The organism is Glutamicibacter sp. NPDC127525, from assembly GCF_042672105.1.
In the GTDB taxonomy this organism is placed as follows: Bacteria; Actinomycetota; Actinomycetes; order Actinomycetales; family Micrococcaceae; genus Glutamicibacter.
Genome location: NZ_JBHXVN010000010.1, coordinates 47124 through 62328 on the forward strand (window position 1 = coordinate 47124; position 15205 = coordinate 62328).

Sequence of the window (15205 nt, forward strand, 5' to 3'; positions counted from 1 at the left end):
ACTCCCAATCTTCCTGTCTCCAATTCCGGGCTACAGCGTCTCAAGCAGCTGCTTCATCTCAGTGATTTCCCTGGTCTGGGAATCAACGATCTGCTGGGCCAGGTCGATGGCCGCCGGGTAGCTTCCCTCGCTGATCTCGGTCTTGGACATCTCTACGGCGCCTTCGTGGTGCATGATCATCTGCTCGAGAAAGAGCCGGGCAGCGTCGGAGCCGGTCGCGTCTTCCAGCGCCTTGATGCCCTCCTCCGGGACCATCCCGTCGCCGTGGTCCATGCTCCCGTGATCCATCCCGCCGGGCATATTCCACTCGGAAAGCCAGCGGTCCATGCGTTCGATCTCCGGGGCTTGCGCAGCCTGGATCCTTTCGGCCAGGGATGCCACCTCGGCGGGAATCCCGGATTTGCCCAGCAGGATGCGGGACATCTCGATCGCCTGTTCGTGGTGCACCTTCATGCCCGCGGCGAAGGCCATATCGGCGTCGTTGGCCGACGCGGACTGGTCCATGGAATGCCCGGAATGCGAACCGGAGGCCGAGGCGCTGGGCGCCTCGGTGCTTGCTGGTTCCCCTGCGCATCCGGCGAGGGCGAGCGTTGCACCCAGTACGAGGGCGCTGGAAATGAGGGTCTGCTTGTTCATGGTGATTCTCCTAGTGGATCTGGAACGTGAGCGGCGCCCGCCTGCGGCGGCGCCGGAACTAGCTGGAGGCCAGTGCATCGACCGGCCAAATTCTCACGTTCGGCAGATCCCCAACGCAACCAGATCAGGTTTATCCGGCGCGATCCCCCGCAGATCCGCTGCTGCGCACAGGGTCCGCGGGAACACTGTCCGGAGAACGGCTACGGTCTGCGGCGGCCGCAGGAACAGCAGCATGGCCAGCAGCGCCAAGACGCAACCGGCGGCGGCCATCTCATGGCCCATCGGGCAGTCGGTACAGCCCTGTTCCTCGCCGCCCGCATCGGCTGGCGGAGCATGGTGCGCGGGCTGGGTGTGAGCCGGATGCGCCTGCGCGACCGGGGCCGGGACCGTGGCCGTGGCCGGGGATTGCGCCGAGGCTCCATGATGCATCACATGCATCGAGAACAAGCCGAAAAGCACCGCGCTGATCAGCAGCAGCGAGCGGACTATCGCCAGGCGGGGGCAGGTGCGCCCTCCGGCCTTCGCCAGGTAGTTGCCGATGCTCATGGCTCCCAGCTTAGCGACTTCTGACATACAAAGATTCAATCGTAGAAACAAAACATGGATTGGAGGACCCGCAAAAATGAGCAAACTATCTCCTAAAAACTCATTTTTAGTAAGAGACGTGACGGATCCATGAGGTATCTGTCGCTCAGTCAATATAGGCTTGTAGTTTCAACGAGAACTTGGGGGAATGTTGGAACAAACTGAATTGTATGAAGACAAAAATGAGTTCCTAAGTGCAATCCAGAATGTACTGAAGAACAAATCATCTGCCACAGAAGCGGATCTATTTGGAGCTGCTGCCTGTCAGTTTCTGGTCCAGGGTCCTGCGTCTGTAGAAGAAATTCGTGACGCAGTCGAAAGAATCTGGCCGGATTCGAAACCTTCGTACAAGCAGCTGGATTCAGCTCTGAAAGTATGCCGTGATTTGGGTCTAGTTTATTTAGACGAAAATGCAGAGACTTGGCAACTAACGGGCACCGGACTTACAGATATACAGCAACATTCTGCTTGGGTTCGAGAACTTCGCGAGCGTACCACGACCGAAATTCGCATCCGTTCACGCGACGGTCTGGCATTCGAGCCAGATGCACAACAATCGCAAATTTGGTTGGACGCGTTAGTTTCCGCGCTAGTTCCAGCAATCGAAGAGTCGCTTCAAAAACATCTTGGTTCCGTAACGTCACTTATTGATGGCCGAACTAATGCAGGCACCCTAGACCCAACCTCTGTATTAGAGTCACTTGCTAAGATCAGCCCGAATGAAAACATTACTGAGTTCCTTCAGTCCTTAGCGACCAGCGCTTTAGACCCACTAGATGCTTTTGGACGCGAACTTGTTACACATATCGCCACCGGAGTCTTACTTCATACTTATTTAGCTGGTCAATCGGGAAATCAACTTACCCAACGCCTAGGTAAGCCGCAGAATCAACGAGCTATTCTGGACACTCCAGTATTGATCGCGCTAATAGGCTCCACCCAAGAACAACGAGATGCCGAGGCAACGATCCGTCGCGCAGTCCAAGACGGTTGGAATGTTGTAGTGGCGCAGCACTCGATTGAAGAACTTACTGAACTGGTCGAGCGCGAGATTCCCAATCTTCGGCGCCTTTATAGAGAAGCGCACGAGAAAAATGCGCGGATTGACTTCTACGCGGCTCTCGTTGATGACCAGTTCCACGGGATAATTATTTCAGCGCTTCAAGATGGTACATACACTGAGCTTCAACAGGTCCTAGAAGCCGCCATCCGACTCCCTCAACGACTCGATAGTCTCGGCGTGAATGTTCGAGAGCATGGAAATAGTATTTCTCAGTCGCGGTTCGATGCGTGTTTTAAAGCCCTCAACAATCACTTACAGCATTCAACTCGCAAACGATCTGTAAAAGTCATAACGCGTGATGCGGATTCTATGACAATGGCATGGCGACGAAGGACTCGAGAGAAATCAGCCAACTGGCCGGGTGCATGGATCATCACCTCGGACCGAGCAATGAATCACGCATACTCAGCAGTTTCTCTGGATCGTGTAGCCATCACGTTGACGCTGCCTCAATGGACGACTGTGCTTTCGATAAGTGCAGCACCTGGTGAGCTTTCCGAATTCGCGAGTTTAGCAGCGGGTCAATTCGTAGACGAGGCGATCTGGGAACTTCCCGCTCGATTCCCCAAAGATTCCGCCATGCAACTTGCGGCTCAATTGTCCCCCGGACAGGGTGGATCAAATTTAGATGTTTACCACGCTCAGAAGCTATACGAGCTACCTGAGATGCTTGACAAGATCGCCGAGAATTCCTCCCCTCATCAGTTGACTTCAGAAGTAATGGCGGCCCGGGCACGCCGACTAAATTCTTTGACAAACATCGACCGCTCACGCAAGGAGCAACAGATAGCAAGTGCCTATATTCACGCTTCAAAGGCAAAGGATGCAGAACTTAAAGCGCAGAAAGATTTAATGGAATTGGAACGTAAAAACAGCCAGATGCAAGCAGAATTGAGATTGGAGCAGTCCAAGAGAATCGAAGGCGAGGAATCAGCCAGAGTCCAGAAAATTAAGTTCATTCGCGTTGTCTGGAGCATCGGATTCGTATTAATTGCTGGAATCTGTTTGCTTTGCACACTATTTTTCGGAAACCTCACATCGCAACTGATTGCAGGATCGGTGTTGGTCGGCGTTATCTTCTTGACCTTTCAATGGAGCCGAAATTACGAGACTAAAATCCACGTTCTCGGTTGGACTATAGTTTCAGAATCACTGGGAGCACTTTCGGCAGTACAGTCGCTCATATTTCCTCAGTCCTAAGTCAGCCCCTGACGCTATGTCGAAGAGTGAGGTCTAAGCATAGAACTAAGGTGCTTACTAAGGGCCAACGGCGTCGTTTCCGTGGACCTCGAACTTTGCATAAATCGCCGAAGTCATGCGCAACATATCCCTGTTCGAACAGTTCATGCCTCCACGAGTAAAATGATTTATGGACGAGCAATTGCGGAACGCTCGAAAAATTCGGCTGATGAGTGCAGCTCTAGTAACTGAAAGCAAAGAGTCGTCCACCGGTATATGTGGGGCAACGCGTATCGCCCGCCAATTCACAAACTCCCGCTTTTTCATTTGACGTGTTCCGCCGTCCATAGCACTACATTTCGGCCAAATAAAAACGGAATCAATCTGAAATCCCGAGCGGACTTGTTGGTGCGTGAAGTGGTGAAGGTTATCGTAGTCGGAATTATCCACTGGTTCAGCACCGCATCCCCTGAAAAGGAATTAATCGATACTCGACGACAATCGGACCACCGTATCTGCGACCGAACCAATCGTCCGGGACGATGGAAAACAGAGCGGTTGGATCCAAGCGTAATAGGCATTAATAACGCCAGCTATACGATAACGCCGAAGCCCAAATACCCAAGATTCAGGTCCTACCTGATTGCGACACCCAACTGGCCGAAACGTGTTTCATCACAGCAGTTCAGTAATCGCAACCGGAATTGGGGCAATCCAGATTGCACCAGAAACTGCCTAGCATCGCCTCCACTACTGCGAACCGAGTCTAAGGCTAGAATCGTTCCAACGTTTGGCAGCACCAAATATTTAAGTTGCGCACAATTGAATTGCGTGCAATCATTATTCCATGGCAATAGTTGACGACATGGTGTGCTTCTCCCTCTACTCGGCCAGCCGGGCCACCACCCGCGCATATACCGAGCTGCTCGCCCCTTGGCAGCTGACTTACACCCAGTACCTGGTGCTCGTTGCGCTGTGGTCCGAAGGCGATAAGCCAGTGCGCGAAATCGGCGAGATGCTCCAGCTGGACTCCGGGACCCTGTCCCCGCTGCTGCGCCGGCTGGAACAAAAGGACTTCATCGAACGCCAGCGCGATGACCAAGACAGCCGCGTCGTCAACGTCAGCCTGACCCCCGCTGGCGTGGCCCTGCGCAAGGAACTGGCGCATATCCCGGCGCAGATTGCCTGCGGCACCGGGTTGCCGGATATGGAAAGCGCCAAAGCGCTGCTGGCATCCCTGCACCGCATCACCGCCTCCATGCAGCAAATCCCCGCTCCGGACCAACCCTCCGGAAAATAGCTACCAGATTTCACCCTCATCGAAAGGCAGTTTCATGGAAACCCTGTACACCGCTGAATCCCTGTCCACCGGCCAAGGCCGCGAAGGCCGCGTCCAGACCCCGGACGGCAAGCTCGATCTGGCCCTGGCCTCCCCGGCAGAACTGGGCGGCTCGGGAGCCGGCACCAACCCGGAACAGCTGTTCGCCGCTGGCTACGCCGCCTGCTTCCACTCGGCATTGAATATGGTGGCGCGTGGCCGCAAGGTCAAGATCGAGGACTCCAGCGTCGGAGGCCGAGTCCACCTGAACCGCGAGGGAGAGAACGGGTTCAAGCTCTCGGTTGAGCTGGAAGTCATCATTCCCGGCATGGAACCCGCGCTGGCCCAGGAACTGGCCGACGCGGCCCACCAGGTCTGCCCCTACTCCAATGCCACCCGCGGCAACATCGATGTCCTGGTCAGCGTCAGCGATGACTAGGTCTCCCGCGGCGAAACCCCTGGGAATCGCCCGGCACGGCGCAAGGATTGCGCTCGGGGCATTCCTGGTCTTCGCCGGGGTCAGCCACCTGAGCTTTGCCCGCGAGGAATTCCGCGCGCAGGTCCCTGACTTCGTCCCGCTGGATCCGGACCTGACGGTCATCCTTTCCGGTGTCGCCGAAATCGGCCTGGGACTTTCCTTGCTGGCGCTGCTCAAGAAGCGGGTCGCCGTGGGCTGGATCGCCGCGCTCTTCTTCGTGGCGGTGTTCCCCGGCAATCTCGCCCAGTGGCAGGAGGGACGCGACGCGTTCGGCCTGGACACCGACGGGAAACGGCTTGCCCGGCTCTTCTTCCAACCAGCGCTGGTAGCGCTTGCACTGTGGAGCACCGCCGCATGGCGAGACCGGGCCCAGCTTCGGTCCAAGGCCTAGCAACGCCAGCCACGTGCGCACAGCGGGGTATCGGGCATCACGCCCGATACCCCGCTGTGCGCTGCCTGCGGCTAGGCGTCGCGCCGCTTCAGCGAAACATATCCGGCTCCGGGCAGGGCCACGGCCCAGCCTGCCAGCACCAGCAGCGCCACCGTCGGCCCGTAGGGTTCGGTGGCGCCGGTGGCCATGAACGTCGCCGCATTGCTGGGCAGGTAGTCGGCCACCGTCTGCACCCATGAGAAGGGAATCAGCTGCAGGATCTGCGGCAGCCCGGTCACCAGCATGATCGCCGAGACGATTGCCCCGGCCGAGTTCCGGCACAGCAGCCCGAGCCCGAGCACCATCAAGCTCAGCAGCGCCAGGTAGGTTCCGGCGCCCAGGCAGGCCGAAACCAGGTCGGAGACGGCGAATGCCCCGTACGGCCCCGCGCTGAGCGCTGCCGGAATGGTGCCCACGCCGATCATGGCCACTCCGGCAGCGAAACCGAGCCCGGAGAGCAGCAGCGACTTCGCTGCCAGCAGCAGCCCGCGGCGCGGTACCGCTTGCAAGGAGGTGGTGATGGTGCCGCTGGAGTACTCGCTGGTGATGTGCAGGGCCGCGGCGGCAGCGAAAAACAGCTGGCCGAATTGCAGGGTTGCGAAAACCATCAGCGGGGCGGGCATCGCCGTGTCGAAGCCATTGTCCCCGCTGGCTTTCGCACTGGCACCCAGCAGCCACCCCAGGGCGATGGACAGCGTGATTCCCAAGGCATAAAGCCAGAGCAGCGACCGCAGCCCGAAGAATTTAGCGGCCTCGGCGCGCGCCGCCGCCAGCAGCTCTGCGCCCAGGTATCCGGATGCGGACCCTTTGATCTGCAGCGTGCTCATTTGCTTCCCGCTCCCCTAGCTGATTCGGCGGAGTACTCCACCATGCCATGCGTCAATTGGTTGTAGGCGTTTTCCAGCGATCCGTGGGCAACGCTCAGTTCATGCAGCTCGATGCCATGGGCGAAGGCCAGCGCACCGACATTTTCCAGCGGCAGGCCGATGACCTCCAGCCGGTCCTCGGCAGCATTCAGCTCGATGCCCGGTCGCTGCAGGAGCCCGGCGAGCGCCGCGAGCTGCGGCGAGCGCACCGTAATGACCTGCTGGGTGAATTGCCTGATCAGCTCCCTGGTGGGGGCTTGGGCGATCAGCTCTCCACGGCCGATCAGGATCAGCTGGTCCGCGACCTGCTGCACCTCGCTCATCAGGTGGCTGGAGACGAAGACGGTCCCGCCGCGATCCGCCCGGGCGCGCAGCAGCTGCCTGATCCAGACGATCCCTTCGGCGTCCAGCCCGTTCATCGGCTCGTCCAGGACCAGGATCTCGGGGTCGCCCAGCAGCGCCGCGGCAATGCCCAGGCGCTGGCGCATGCCCAGCGAGAATCCGCCGATCCGCTGGGTGCCCACGGACTGCAGCCCGACGTCGGCCAGTGCCTCATCCACCCGGGTTGCCGGGATCCGGTTGCTTTGCGCCAGGGATGCGAGGAAGGTGCGCGGGGTGTGCCCCGGGTGCCCCGCCGTGCCGCAGATGTGCGCTCCGAGAACCTGCAGCGGGTAGCGCAGCTGCGCGTAGGGAACCGAATTGACCAGTGCCCGCCCGCTGCTTGGCGCGTCCAGTCCGAGGATCATCCGCATGGTGGTCGATTTGCCGGCCCCGTTGGGTCCGAGGAATCCGGTCACCTGCCCGGGTTCTATGGTGGCGGTCAGCGCATTGACGGCGCGGGTGGCGCCGAAGTCCTTGCTCAGCGCTTCAAGTGCGATCATGGTGTGCTCCTTTGGTTCTGCGCTCAACCCTAGGATTCGCCCGGGCTGCCGCGCACCGGCTGGAAGTCGGCCAACGCGCGGCCCCGAACCCCTACCTTGGTCGGTGTCTGGCTGCGCCGATTCTGCGTAGCATGTTGATCATGACTACCTCGTGGAAGCAGCCGGTCCTGTTGCTGCTGCTGGCCCTGTGCGCCTATCTGGTTCCCATCTCCACGAACGGGGCCTGGGTTGTGCTCGCTCCCCTGGCCGCGGCCTGCAGCTACCTGGCCGGACGGCATGTGTCCGCGCTGGCCCATGGATTGCTGGCCCTCGGGGCAGGGACGCTGGCCTCCGGGGTGACGCTGGCATGGTCCTCGCACCTGAGCCTGCTGGCCTTCGCACTGAATATCCTTACCGGCCTGGTGCTCTTTGCACTGCTGCCCTGGTGGGCGGGCCGGGCGCGGCGCAATGCGGTGCTGTTCCGCAGCCAGGAGCGCCGGCATGTGGTGGTGCAAGCCGAGCTGCGGGAAAGGGCGCGCATTGCCGAAGCCATGCATGACCAGCTGGGCCACGATCTGGCGCTGCTGGCGCTGTCCACCGGCGGGCTGCAGGTGTCCTTGGAAAAGGGCACGCCGGCCTACGAACAGGCAAAGCGGATCCGCGAGCAGGCCGATGAGTCCATTGAGCATCTGCACCAGATCATCGGGGTGCTGCACGAGGACGGCGAACAAGCGCCGCTGGGCCCGGCAGGTTCATCGCTGGAGCAGCTGGTCGAACAGGCCCGGGCCAAGGGCATGACGATCAATTTCTCCCGGAAGGGCCCCTCGCCCCAGGCTCCCGGATCCATCCGGTGGGCCGCGGTGCTGCGCCAGGTGGCCCAGGAGGCGTTGACCAATGCGGCGAAGTACGCGCCGCACGCCGAGGTGGACCTCGATCTCGATACGCGCTCGGAGCAGGCGGTGCTGAGCATTTCCAATCCGCTGCATGGCCCCCTGCCTCCCAGCCGGGTTGGGGCCACCGGGATAGCTTCGCTGCGCGGCACCCTCGAAGCTGCCGGAGGCTCGCTGGCGCTGCACCGCACCAAGGAGCGTTTCGAACTGCGCGCTTCCATTGCCCAGGCATCCCCGCACCCGGCGCCTGCCGGGGTGCAGCCGCCGGTGAAGCGCGCGAGCACCTCGATGCTGGTGCTGATGCCGGTCCTCGCCGTCACGGTGATTGCCGCGGCCCTGCTGCTGTTGCAGCATGCCACCTACCAGGCCACCGCCCTGCACCCCTCGGACTTCCAGAAGCTCTCGGTGGGCATGGACGCACGGCAGGTTGCTTCGCTGGTCCACGCCCCGGGCCTGGATGAGCCGCTGCCCGTGATCGACGAGCCGGCACCGCCAGGGGATGCGCAGTGCCGCTACTATGCGGCCCGGACCGGGCTGCTGGATCTGGGCAGCGAGATGTTCCGCCTGTGCTTCACCGAAAACGTACTGGTTTCCACCGACCACCTCTACCCCGCCGGCTAGCCAAAGGAACTGCAGATGAGCATGGACACCCCCGTCAGCGTCCTGCTGGTGGATGACGATGCGCTGATCCGCGCCGGGCTGCGCGCGATCCTGTCCAGCGACCCGGGCATCGTCATTGCCGGGGAAGCGGAGAACGGGGTGCGCGCCATCGAACTGGCCGCGCGCCTGGACCCCTCGGTGATCCTGATGGATATCCGCATGCCGCAGCTCGACGGACTGGGAGCCATGGAAGCAATCCTGGGCCAGGTTCCGGAAACCAAGGTGCTGGTCCTGACCACCTTCGGCGAGGAGGAATACATCGACCGGGCCATGTCCGGCGGAGCCTGCGGATTCATGCTCAAGAGCTCGGGACCCGAGGAACTGCTCGGCGCCATCCATGCGGTGGCCGAAGGCGCCGCGGCGCTCTCCCCGCGCATTGCCCGGAGGGTGATCGACAAGGTGCGCGGGATCGACACCGCCGCGCAGGCCCGGGCCCGGTCCCTGGTCCACGGCTTGACCGTGCGAGAACGCGAGGTCTTGGCGCTGGTGGGCCAGAGCCTGTCCAACGCGGAGATCGCCGCCCGGCTGGTGCTCACCGAGGCGACAGTCAAGGGGCATATGACCGCGATCCTGCTCAAGCTCGGTGCGCGCAACCGCGTGGAGGCCGCCCTGATCGCCTATCAGGGCGGAATCGTCACTCCACGGTGCCGGTAACCCCGTGGCTGGAGTTCGCATCGAGTTTGCGGATCCAGCGAGAGCCTTCGCCTTCCGCGGCGGCCTCGTCTCCGGGGTTGACCAGCGAGCAATTCTTGATCGACAGGCATCCGCAGCCGATGCATCCATCCAGCGAATCCCGCAGCGATTCGAGCTGGAGCATGCGGCGATCGATGATCTGCTTCCAATGCGTGCTGAGCTGTTCCCATTCACTCTGCCGCGGCGCCCGGTCTTCGGGCAGCTCGCCCAACGTGCCGGCGATTTCAGCCAGGGTCAGGCCCACGCGCTGGCCAGCAGCGATAATCGCCAGCCTGCGCAGCGTGTGCTTGGGGAACACGCGCATGTTCCCGTTGGTCCGCGTGGAGAAAATCAGGTTCCGCGACTCGTAGTACCTGATCGCGGCCACTGATACTCCCGCGCGCCGAGCGAGATCCCCGATGCCTAATTGGCTTTTCCTTGTTGGAACTGCGGAGTGGCTGGAGGATGTCATATGAGGAATTATTCAGGTCCGGCCGCTTGACCTCAAGTTAGCTGGAGCCTGTTGGCTGTCGTATGAACTTCTACGAAAGGCCAACTCATGACCGCAACCCAGATTCCGCCATGCACCATCCTGTTCGCTCGCATCCAGGAGCAGCAGTCCGGTACGGATACCGGATCCGCGCTGACTGCGCGCCAGCTGCGACGGGCTTTGCGCCAGTTGCGCAAGCACAGGCGCAATTGCCGGTGCGTGCCAGGGCAGCCCTCTTTGGAACCGGCCCACGAGCAAGGCAACTTGTTCTGGGGTGCAGGTTTCATCCCCACCCGCCGTTGACTCATTGCTCATTGACTCGTTGACTCATTGCCCATTGACTCATTGCACGTTGCCGGCAGTGTGACGGGCACCCGCCGGACGGTGCACCCCAGGAAGAAAGATCTCCGAGGAGCCCGGGAATATTTGACGCATCAACTTGTTATTACATGCATACGCATATAAATTGGTGGCAGGACATAACGCTTGCACCAGGAAAACAGGAGTGGACATGCAATTCGGAGTATTCTCAGTCAGCGACATCACCCGCGACCCGACTACCGGCCGCATCCCTACCGAAAAAGAGCGCATCGACGCATCGGTGGCGATCGCCAAGAAGGTCGAAGAAATCGGCATGGACGTCTATGCCATCGGCGAGCACCACAACCGCCCGTTCTTCTCCTCCTCCCCTACCACCACACTGGCCTACATTGCCGCCCAGACCGAGCGCATCATCCTTTCCACCACGACCACGCTGATCACCACCAATGACCCGGTGAAGATCGCCGAGGACTTCGCCATGCTCCAGCACCTGGCAGATGGCCGAGTGGACCTGGTTCTGGGCCGCGGCAACACAGGGCCGGTCTACCCATGGTTCGGCAAGAACATGCAGGACTCGGTCAACCTGACCGTGGAGAACTACCACCTGCTGCGCCGCCTGTGGGATGAGGACGTGGTGAACTGGGAAGGCAAGTTCCGCACCCCGCTGCAGAACTTCACCTCGACCCCGCGCCCGCTCGATGACGTGGCACCATTCGTCTGGCACGGATCAATCCGCACCCCGCAGGTAGCAGAAATCGCCGCCTACTACGGTGACGGCTTCTTCGCCAACAACATCTTCTGGCCAAAGGAGCACTACCAGCAGCTGATCAACCTGTACCGCGAGCGCTACGAGCACTATGGGCACGGACGCGCCGACCAGGCCGTGGTTGGCCTGGGCGGCCAGTTCTACATGGCCAAGGATTCCCAGCAGGCAGTCAAGGAATTCCGCCCGTACTTCGATAACGCCCCGGTCTACGGCCATGGCCCGTCGTTGGAAGACTTCACCTCCCAGACCCCGCTGACCGTTGGCTCCCCGCAGCAGGTGCTGGAGAAGACGCTGTCCTTCCAGGAGTACTTCGGCAGCTACCAGCGACAGCTGTTCCTCATCGACCATGCCGGCCTGCCGCTGAAGACCGTGCTGAACCAGCTGGACCTGTTCGGCGAGTACGTGCTGCCTGAACTGCGCAAGGAAATGGATTCCCGGGCACCGAAGGACCTTACCCCGGCTCCTACCCATGCGGGATTGGTTGCTGCTCGCGACGCTAAACTGGAAGCTGAGCAAGCAAACACCAAGGAGCCTGTAGCAAGTGACCGGGACCAGTAATCCAGCAGCCTCATTGAAGGTCGCCACCGATGCCTGGGAGGCTCTTTTCCGGGCACAGGTGGCGGTCATGCGCCAGATCACCGCAATGCCGGAGTTCGGCAAGCTGTCCATGCGCGAGTACGACGTGCTGTTCAACTTGCGCACCTGCCCCGGCGGCAAAAGCCGGATGGTAGACCTGAACAAGCAGTTGCTGATTTCGCAGCCCAGCCTCAGCCGCATGGTCACCCGATTGGAAGACCAGGGGCTGGTAGTTCGCGAGGCCGACCCGGATGACCACCGTGCCATGCAGCTCTCGCTGACCGAGGCAGGCCGCAAGCTCCAGCAGGAAATCGGAAGGGAGCACGTCAAGCATCTGCACAATTTGCTGGGCACCGCACTGACCGAAGAAGAATTCCATGAGTTGGAACGCTTGAGCACCAAACTGCGTGAAGCGGTGCAGTAGCTTTTGCCCCAGCCCGGAAGGACATGCCATAGGCAGCTCCTTCCGGGCTCCCGGGCATTCCATGGGATTAAATTGATTCAGCATCAACTGTTCAATCACGGCGCACAGAAGGCAGAACACTCTTGAAGGACGAAAAGCTATTCAGCTTGGAAGAAGCTGCCAGCACCCTTGGCGTAGAAACCAAGGAGTTGCGCAGCTATCTGCGCCAGCATCGTCCCAAGGGCGCCATCCAGAAGCCGCCTCAGCCAGGTGGCAACTGGCATGTCTCCGCCGCTTTGCAGACCCAACTTCAGTTCGCCGGCGCGCCGGGGCTGGAAATTTCCCTCACGCCCATTGACGACCAGGTCATTGAATCCCTGGACTGGTCGCCGTGGGACTCCTTTGAAGCCACCGCCGACTCGGCGCCAGTGGCCCCGGGCGTCTACATGTTCCGCCGCGCGGGCGCCTCGGACCATGAGCCAATCTACGTGGGCCAGGCTGGTGAACGCAGCGGCAAGGGACTTCGCGGAAGACTGAAGATCTATTCCAGCGGCCAGGGCGCGACCTCCGGCATGGGCAAGTACGCTTTTGACGAAGGACTAGCGGATCCCCAGTGGCTGCGGGACCTGGCAATCGAGGCGGACCGCGGTGAATCCCGCTCAATCCAGCAAGTGGCACGCCTGGCCATTGACCGCTTGAATCTTGAAGGCCGGTGGGTCACCTGCATCCACCGCAAGGCGGCCCTCCTCCTGGAAGCAGCGCTGATCCGGAAATACCACTTGTCGCTGTGGAATGTTGCCGGTGCGCCAAAAGACGTGGAGAGCTAGGCGTCTGGGTGCATTGTCCCGAACCTGGGCTTGATTCTGCCTCCGGGCAGGTTCATTGTAGGAGTAGCCACTCTCCCGCCGGCATGTAGGTTGAATCGAGGCATTTGCCATGGGCTCGGTAGTTTGCGATGTCACCGTCTCCCTGGACGGATTCTGCGCTGGACCCAATCAGAGCATGGATAATCCGCTGGGCGAGGGAGCCGAAGCCCTGCACCGCTGGCAGTTTGAGCGCCTCGACGAGAACCAGGCGGAAATTTCCGCTATTACCGAAGCCTCGGCTTTCATCATGGGGAGCAAGATGTTCGGCCCTCCAGCCGGTGAGGAAGACGCCGACTGGATCGGGTGGTGGGGAGAGACCCCTCCGTACCATGCCCCGGTCTTCGTGCTCAGCCACCATCCGAAGCCGATGCTCTGCCTGGAGGGCGGGACCAGCTTCCAATTCGTCCCCGATGGGATCGAGGAAGCCCTCGCCGAAGCCCAGGAAGCGGCGGGAGAGAATCCAGTGGCCATCGCCGGTGGAGCAAACACCATTGTGCAGTTCTTGCGAGCCGGCCTCATTGACGAGCTGCGGCTGCATATCGCGCCCATCCGCCTCGGGCATGGCGAACCGATCAGCGTTGAAGATATAGAAACGCATATGGACCGCGTGTCGCGGCGCGAAACGACGCTTGCCACGCACGTCTACTACCAGCGCCGCCGCTAGCTGCCGATCCCGGCTATTTGTAGAACCCCTCGCGGAGGTTGATCCCGTATTCCAGCCACGCCTTCATCGCGGCCAGCATCCCGGTCCAGCCCTCGCAATTCCCAAAGGCAGCCTTGGCTCCTTCGGAGGTCGCCACCCAGCTGGCCTCGCTGATGGTCACCTTGGTTCGGGTGCTGTCTTCCAGTGAAGCGAATTCGAACGTCACGGTATTCATGCCATCGGCAGCAGTGGATTGCTGGCCGCCCCATTGCAGGACAATACGCTTTGGCTCTTCCACTTCCACGATCTTGACCGGGAACGGGCCGGGGAAATCATGGAAGTCCCAGGTCACGGTGGCACCGTTTTCCATGTGCCCGGATGCTCCGCCGGTAGTGAAGTAATGGGAAAGCTGTTCTGGATCAGCCACAGCTTCGTATACTTGCCTGATCGATTTGGAAATGATTCCCGACACGGTGAAGGACAGTTCGCGAAGCTCTTCATGTGGTTCCATAAGACAGGTTTACGCCCGAAGAGCACTAGTGACAATAGATATGGGAAAATTCCCAGCGAAAATTAGCGTTTAGACACCAAACGGCTTGGCATAGCGGTAGTTGCCGCGCGGCAGGCGGTTATCGTCGAAGACCCGCACCATGAAGTGCTCGCCCCATGAGGTGCGCGTAGGCAGGATCCCGCGACCTTGCGCCGCTTCGTAGCCGAAGCGGCGGTAGTAGCCAGGGGCGCCCAGCAGAACGATACCGCTGATGCTTTCTTGCTCGGCCCTGTCATGAATTTCTTGCATCAGGATCGACCCGACACCTCGGTGCTGGTATTCCGGGGCGACAGCTAGCGGGCCAAGTCCCAGCAAGGGTTCCCCGTTCACTTCTCCCCATGTAGCGATGACGTGCCCAATGACCGTTGTGTCATCCAGGGCAACGATTGAGAAACGGTTATCGTACTGGTCGCAGTCGAATAGACGCTGCAGCAGTCCGACTTCCTCAGGCTCAACCATCGGATCGATGCCGGAGAACGCAGCATGGGTTATTGCATACACCGCAGCTCGGTCATCGAAGACTTCTGGACGGATACGCATGCACGCAAACCTACCAAATCTCGCCGAGCTAGAAAAATTGGCCCTTCGTGTTCTTCCACCAACTTGACTCCAGGAACGGGGCATTTTCCTGGCGGCTGGCGTGAGGATTGCGACTTCTTGCAAGCAAAGTTCAGCGAGCATTTTCCCAGGCCGCGCTCCTTGCGGCACGCCTGGCCGACTGGAAAACCCAGTTGCGAAGACCCTGCGGCCATGGCCCCGGGAAAACTTGCGGTGCCTCAAGTGGGAGGCCGTTTATCCATATCCGCACCGCCAGCAGCCACTGGTTGCCGGCACCTGGCGCCAAGGGCGGAATTGCCCCGCTAGTTGATTCAAAAGATGGGCCCAACGAGACCATTCCTTCTCTAACGTTTGCAGTAACGTCTTGAACGAGTCATGGATAGATGATGGAATGA

At 60.5% G+C, this 15205-nt stretch carries 18 protein-coding genes; 11 read left to right on the top strand and 7 right to left on the bottom strand.

Going from position 1 to position 15205, the window contains the following annotated elements; all coding sequences use genetic code 11:
• Positions 1–30 precede the first annotated feature (30 nt).
• Together ACFVHU_RS17615 and ACFVHU_RS17620 are read right to left on the bottom strand one after the other, a co-directional pair.
• Entirely contained in the window at positions 31–636 is a 606-nt protein-coding gene (locus ACFVHU_RS17615) for a DUF305 domain-containing protein (RefSeq protein ID WP_133834705.1), read from the bottom strand.
• 93 nt (positions 637–729) lie between these two features.
• Complete coding sequence (locus ACFVHU_RS17620; protein ID WP_133834706.1) at positions 730–1209, bottom strand: DUF6153 family protein; 480 nt, start codon at positions 1207–1209, stop codon at positions 730–732.
• Positions 1210–1369: 160 nt separating this feature from the next.
• On the opposite strand from ACFVHU_RS17620, the gene ACFVHU_RS17625 reads away from it, so the two are divergent.
• The 4 genes from ACFVHU_RS17625 to ACFVHU_RS17640 all read left to right on the top strand — a co-directional run bounded on the left by ACFVHU_RS17625 (position 1370) and on the right by ACFVHU_RS17640 (position 5650).
• The gene (locus ACFVHU_RS17625; RefSeq protein WP_133834707.1) at positions 1370–3484 is read left to right on the top strand and encodes a hypothetical protein; all 2115 of its coding nucleotides are present in this window, start codon (positions 1370–1372) and stop codon (positions 3482–3484) included.
• A gap of 826 nt (positions 3485–4310) precedes the next feature.
• Positions 4311–4763 carry a MarR family winged helix-turn-helix transcriptional regulator gene (locus ACFVHU_RS17630; protein ID WP_286172289.1) on the top strand — a complete coding sequence of 151 codons (453 nt, stop codon included), beginning with the start codon at positions 4311–4313 and terminating at the stop codon, positions 4761–4763.
• Positions 4764–4797: 34 nt separating this feature from the next.
• On the top strand, positions 4798–5220 hold the full coding sequence (locus ACFVHU_RS17635) for an organic hydroperoxide resistance protein (protein WP_105661097.1): 423 nt from the start codon (positions 4798–4800) through the stop codon (positions 5218–5220).
• Positions 5213–5650 carry a DoxX family membrane protein gene (locus tag ACFVHU_RS17640; protein ID WP_286172290.1) on the top strand — a complete coding sequence of 146 codons (438 nt, stop codon included), beginning with the start codon at positions 5213–5215 and terminating at the stop codon, positions 5648–5650. The genes ACFVHU_RS17635 and ACFVHU_RS17640 overlap by 8 nt, the downstream gene beginning before the upstream one ends.
• Before the next feature lie 71 nt (positions 5651–5721).
• Here ACFVHU_RS17640 and ACFVHU_RS17645 read toward each other — a convergent pair whose 3' ends face one another.
• The gene (locus tag ACFVHU_RS17645) at positions 5722–6516 is read right to left on the bottom strand and encodes an ABC transporter (RefSeq protein WP_133834709.1); all 795 of its coding nucleotides are present in this window, start codon (positions 6514–6516) and stop codon (positions 5722–5724) included.
• Positions 6513–7436, bottom strand: coding sequence for an ATP-binding cassette domain-containing protein (locus ACFVHU_RS17650; RefSeq protein ID WP_388025786.1), 924 nt, complete (start codon positions 7434–7436; stop codon positions 6513–6515). The genes ACFVHU_RS17645 and ACFVHU_RS17650 overlap by 4 nt, the downstream gene beginning before the upstream one ends.
• 140 nt (positions 7437–7576) lie before the next feature.
• On the opposite strand from ACFVHU_RS17650, the gene ACFVHU_RS17655 reads away from it, so the two are divergent.
• Positions 7577–8926 (top strand): sensor histidine kinase, encoded by a 1350-nt coding sequence (locus tag ACFVHU_RS17655; RefSeq protein ID WP_388025789.1) that lies wholly within the window; start codon positions 7577–7579, stop codon positions 8924–8926.
• Positions 8927–8941: 15 nt separating this feature from the next.
• The gene (locus ACFVHU_RS17660; protein ID WP_133834711.1) at positions 8942–9619 is read left to right on the top strand and encodes a response regulator transcription factor; all 678 of its coding nucleotides are present in this window, start codon (positions 8942–8944) and stop codon (positions 9617–9619) included.
• Here ACFVHU_RS17660 and soxR read toward each other — a convergent pair.
• Complete coding sequence (gene soxR, locus ACFVHU_RS17665) at positions 9600–10109, bottom strand: redox-sensitive transcriptional activator SoxR (protein WP_133834712.1); 510 nt, start codon at positions 10107–10109, stop codon at positions 9600–9602. The genes ACFVHU_RS17660 and soxR overlap by 20 nt on opposite strands.
• Positions 10110–10196: 87 nt before the next feature.
• On the opposite strand from soxR, the gene ACFVHU_RS17670 reads away from it, so the two are divergent.
• From ACFVHU_RS17670 to ACFVHU_RS17690, 5 genes are all read left to right on the top strand, one after another.
• On the top strand, positions 10197–10430 hold the full coding sequence (locus ACFVHU_RS17670) for a hypothetical protein (protein ID WP_133834713.1): 234 nt from the start codon (positions 10197–10199) through the stop codon (positions 10428–10430).
• A gap of 208 nt (positions 10431–10638) precedes the next feature.
• Entirely contained in the window at positions 10639–11772 is a 1134-nt protein-coding gene (locus ACFVHU_RS17675; protein WP_105661548.1) for an LLM class flavin-dependent oxidoreductase, read from the top strand.
• Positions 11756–12214: a MarR family winged helix-turn-helix transcriptional regulator gene (locus ACFVHU_RS17680; protein ID WP_105658053.1), complete on the top strand. Its 459-nt coding sequence runs from the start codon at positions 11756–11758 to the stop codon at positions 12212–12214. The genes ACFVHU_RS17675 and ACFVHU_RS17680 overlap by 17 nt, the downstream gene beginning before the upstream one ends.
• A gap of 122 nt (positions 12215–12336) precedes the next feature.
• Complete coding sequence (locus ACFVHU_RS17685) at positions 12337–13020, top strand: hypothetical protein (protein WP_105661090.1); 684 nt, start codon at positions 12337–12339, stop codon at positions 13018–13020.
• A 109-nt stretch (positions 13021–13129) separates the two neighbouring features.
• On the top strand, positions 13130–13723 hold the full coding sequence (locus ACFVHU_RS17690) for a dihydrofolate reductase family protein (protein WP_133834714.1): 594 nt from the start codon (positions 13130–13132) through the stop codon (positions 13721–13723).
• A gap of 13 nt (positions 13724–13736) precedes the next feature.
• On the opposite strand, the gene ACFVHU_RS17695 is transcribed toward ACFVHU_RS17690, so the two are convergent.
• Complete coding sequence (locus ACFVHU_RS17695) at positions 13737–14213, bottom strand: SRPBCC domain-containing protein (protein ID WP_105658050.1); 477 nt, start codon at positions 14211–14213, stop codon at positions 13737–13739.
• A 69-nt stretch (positions 14214–14282) separates the two neighbouring features.
• Complete coding sequence (locus tag ACFVHU_RS17700; protein WP_166650847.1) at positions 14283–14792, bottom strand: GNAT family N-acetyltransferase; 510 nt, start codon at positions 14790–14792, stop codon at positions 14283–14285.
• Positions 14793–15205 lie beyond the last annotated feature (413 nt).

Coding starts and splice junctions, on each gene's coding strand:
- ACFVHU_RS17670 (WP_133834713.1), top strand. CDS start 10,197: ATGACCGCAACCCAGATTCCGCCATGCACCATCCTGTTCGCTCGCATC.
- soxR (WP_133834712.1), bottom strand. CDS start 10,109: ATGACATCCTCCAGCCACTCCGCAGTTCCAACAAGGAAAAGCCAATTA.
- ACFVHU_RS17690 (WP_133834714.1), top strand. CDS start 13,130: ATGGGCTCGGTAGTTTGCGATGTCACCGTCTCCCTGGACGGATTCTGC.
- ACFVHU_RS17640 (WP_286172290.1), top strand. CDS start 5,213: ATGACTAGGTCTCCCGCGGCGAAACCCCTGGGAATCGCCCGGCACGGC.
- ACFVHU_RS17695 (WP_105658050.1), bottom strand. CDS start 14,213: ATGGAACCACATGAAGAGCTTCGCGAACTGTCCTTCACCGTGTCGGGA.
- ACFVHU_RS17615 (WP_133834705.1), bottom strand. CDS start 636: ATGAACAAGCAGACCCTCATTTCCAGCGCCCTCGTACTGGGTGCAACG.
- ACFVHU_RS17635 (WP_105661097.1), top strand. CDS start 4,798: ATGGAAACCCTGTACACCGCTGAATCCCTGTCCACCGGCCAAGGCCGC.
- ACFVHU_RS17675 (WP_105661548.1), top strand. CDS start 10,639: ATGCAATTCGGAGTATTCTCAGTCAGCGACATCACCCGCGACCCGACT.
- ACFVHU_RS17660 (WP_133834711.1), top strand. CDS start 8,942: ATGAGCATGGACACCCCCGTCAGCGTCCTGCTGGTGGATGACGATGCG.
- ACFVHU_RS17645 (WP_133834709.1), bottom strand. CDS start 6,516: ATGAGCACGCTGCAGATCAAAGGGTCCGCATCCGGATACCTGGGCGCA.
- ACFVHU_RS17630 (WP_286172289.1), top strand. CDS start 4,311: ATGGCAATAGTTGACGACATGGTGTGCTTCTCCCTCTACTCGGCCAGC.
- ACFVHU_RS17625 (WP_133834707.1), top strand. CDS start 1,370: ATGTTGGAACAAACTGAATTGTATGAAGACAAAAATGAGTTCCTAAGT.
- ACFVHU_RS17620 (WP_133834706.1), bottom strand. CDS start 1,209: ATGTCAGAAGTCGCTAAGCTGGGAGCCATGAGCATCGGCAACTACCTG.
- ACFVHU_RS17655 (WP_388025789.1), top strand. CDS start 7,577: ATGACTACCTCGTGGAAGCAGCCGGTCCTGTTGCTGCTGCTGGCCCTG.
- ACFVHU_RS17700 (WP_166650847.1), bottom strand. CDS start 14,792: ATGCGTATCCGTCCAGAAGTCTTCGATGACCGAGCTGCGGTGTATGCA.
- ACFVHU_RS17650 (WP_388025786.1), bottom strand. CDS start 7,436: ATGATCGCACTTGAAGCGCTGAGCAAGGACTTCGGCGCCACCCGCGCC.